Below are 1,253 nucleotides of genomic sequence, written 5' to 3' on the forward strand. Positions count from 1 at the left end.
GCAACCCACGAATACCAGCATGATCACCGTCGAAATTACTTGCTTCATCTGATGCGTTGACGCTTCCCTAACGGGAAGAATGTTAATTAAAAAGAAAGGCTCTGGCCGAGGTTCCGGCAGGATTTTGTGCGGGCCTCTTGACGTGGGGAGTCATACCAACGCCTTTAGCTGCGGCGAGCGATAGCGAGTCCAGCCCCGGGGCCTTTTCCGGGGCGAGGCAGGCTAAACTTGTTAGCTGATTTAATTTTCGGACCAATCCCATTTTACTATTTTGGATTGATACCCTGTACCAATGGTACTGCAGCTTTTAGCTAAGACTTGTTTATTTTTTATTGACCATACATGTTCTTGGCAAGGAGGCAAAAACATCAGCTCTATTACTCCATAACCCGCCCAACTAATTAAGCCAGTAGCTGCTGCACTTAAAGCGATACCAGAACCCAAAGCTTTTTCGCCCCATAGATTTTCCGTACTTTGGGGCTCTCCCCAAAGGCTTTTAGCATCATCTAATGGAATGCTAATTCGTGGTTCAGAGAATAAACCATCCTGAGGTTGTAACTCGATATGCTGACTTTGTAGTTCACTTAAACTTTTGCCGTAATCGTAATCTCCAATTTCGGTCTTTACCATTGAACTACAACCTGACAATAAGGCTAAAACTGCAATAACAAATATGTGCTTCAATTTAACTCCTTTTTTACAGCTAACGCCTTTAGCTGCGGCGAGCGATAGCGAGTCCAGCCCCGGGGATTTTTCCGGGGCGAGGCAGGCTAAACTTGTTAGGCTTTTTTATTCGCATATTTCTCGGCTACTTTTTCAGATAATTCAAGAATGGTATTGGAAGCACTCTGATAGGTATAAGGTCCATCCGGGCGATAATATTTTGCTTCTCTTGAGCTAATGGTCCAGTAGATTTTTTTAATGCCCAAAGTTGAACATAGATTCTGCATGGTAAGCTCAAGTTTCTTTCCTTGTGGAACATTTGTTCTGGCAGTTGTTGTGCCAAAATAACCTGTCCCAGTATCTCTTACTATCTCGACTTTCATAGCATCTCCATGAGCCTAACGCCGCAATAAAGGGCGAGCGGCGCGCAGCAGAGCGAGTCCAGCCCACGGGCCCTTTCGTGGGCGATCTTTGATTGCCTGGTTATATTTCATTTGCTACGAGATTAGATTTAACCTTGCCAGAAATTACCAATTTATAAAATACAAACTCAGCGACTAAGCCTGAAAATATTGCCGCTGCAACTGCTA

Annotated in this window: 2 protein-coding genes; both read right to left on the bottom strand. The window is 44.4% G+C overall.

Features of this window, described 5'->3' with window-relative positions; all coding sequences use genetic code 11:
- Positions 1-240: 240 nt before the first annotated feature.
- Positions 241-684 (bottom strand): hypothetical protein, encoded by a 444-nt coding sequence (locus tag A3756_RS16380; RefSeq protein WP_068510921.1) that lies wholly within the window; start codon positions 682-684, stop codon positions 241-243.
- Between the two features lie 95 nt (positions 685-779).
- Positions 780-1,046 (bottom strand): hypothetical protein, encoded by a 267-nt coding sequence (locus A3756_RS16385; RefSeq protein WP_068510923.1) that lies wholly within the window; start codon positions 1,044-1,046, stop codon positions 780-782.
- Positions 1,047-1,253: the final 207 nt, after the last annotated feature.

The sequence above is a fragment of the Oleiphilus sp. HI0086 genome (assembly GCF_001635225.1).

Bases quoted from the DNA above. Each gene is read 5' to 3' on its own strand.
- A3756_RS16385 (WP_068510923.1), bottom strand. From the start codon at position 1,046: ATGAAAGTCGAGATAGTAAGAGATACTGGGACAGGTTATTTTGGCACA.